The 1,358-nt window shown below is 75.8% G+C and carries 2 protein-coding genes; both read left to right on the top strand.

What is annotated here, in order from left to right:
• Positions 1 to 565, top strand: a 565-nt coding sequence (gene cobA / locus AC1DUQ_RS21775; protein ID WP_477074641.1) for a uroporphyrinogen-III C-methyltransferase, incomplete at its 5' end; no start/stop codon positions are given.
• A gap of 10 nt (positions 566 to 575) precedes the next feature.
• Complete coding sequence (locus AC1DUQ_RS21770) at positions 576 to 1,349, top strand: dihydrofolate reductase family protein (protein ID WP_477074640.1); 774 nt, start codon at positions 576 to 578, stop codon at positions 1,347 to 1,349.
• Positions 1,350 to 1,358 lie beyond the last annotated feature (9 nt).

Genomic DNA, 1,358 nt, shown 5'->3' with positions numbered 1-1,358 from the left:
GATCATCGAGGCCGGCAAGTCACCGCACGCGCACACCCTGACGCAGACCGAGATCAACGCGGTCCTGGTCGAGCGCGCCCAGGCCGGCCACCGCGTCGTGCGGCTCAAGGGCGGCGACTCGTTCGTGCTCGGGCGTGGCGGCGAGGAGGTGCTGGCCTGCCTCTCCGCAGGCGTTCCCGTCGAGGTCGTCCCGGGCGTGACCAGCGCGCTCGCCGTGCCGGCAGCCGCCGGGATCCCCGTCACGCACCGCGGGATGGCCCGCCAGGTCACCATCCTGTCCGCGCACGACACGGCCCCCGACTGGGCCACGCTGGCGCGCCTGGACGGCACGCTCGTCCTGCTCATGGGCGTCGCACAGCTGCCGTCGCACACGCGCGCCCTCCTCGCGCACGGCAAGGACCCGGGCACCCCGGTCGCGATCATCGAGAACGGCACCCTGCCCGCGCAGCGCACCACGGTCGGGACGCTGGCCGACATCGCGGACCGGGCCCGGGAGCGTGGCGTCGGCAACCCGGCCGTCGTCGTCATCGGGGACGTCGCGGCGCTGGCGGACGTCCTGGCCTAGGTTGGCGAACGTGGCCGACCTCCCCGCGCTCGACGTCCTGCTGCCGCTCGACGCCCCCGTGCGCCACCTGGCGCCGCGCAGCGACGAGGCCGAGCTGGTCGCCATGTTCGCGGACGGAGCGACCACCGGGGTGCACGTCCGCGCCAACATGGTGAGCACCGTCGACGGCGCGGCCACCGGTGCCGACCGCGTCAGCGGCTCGATCAACGGCCCCGCCGACTTCCGCGTGTTCCGGGTGCTGCGCGCTCTGGCGGACGTCGTCCTGGTCGGTGCGGGCACCGCCCGTGCGGAGCGCTACCCGCCGCTGGACGTGCCCCCGGAGCTGCGGGCCGCCCGCGCCGCGCTCGGCCGGCCGGACGCCCTCGAGCTCGCGATCGTCACGGCCAGCGGCGAGCTCCCCGACTCGCTGCTCGACACCGACCGGCCCCCGCTCGTGCTCACCACCGGTTCGGCACCGTCGCTGGACGACCTGCGCACGCGGATCGGGGCCGACCGGGTGATCGTCGCGGACGGTGGTGTGCCCGGCGCCGTCGACCCGCGCGCCGTCGTCGCCGCCCTGAGCCGGCGCGGGCTGACGAACATCCTGGCCGAGGGCGGCCCGACGCTCCTGGCCCAGCTGGTGGACGCGGACCTCGTCGACGAGCTCTGCCTCACCTGGAGCCCGCAGCTGGTCGGTGGCCCGGCGGGACGCGTGACGCACCTGCCCACGTGGTTCGAGCCGGCACGCGCGCTGACCCTCCAGCGACGCACCTGCCCACGTGGTTCGAGCCGGCACGCGCGCTGACCCTCCAGC

Source organism: Cellulomonas sp. P4_B5_2, from assembly GCF_056402235.1.
This window is presented reverse-complemented; position numbering and strand designations above follow the sequence as displayed.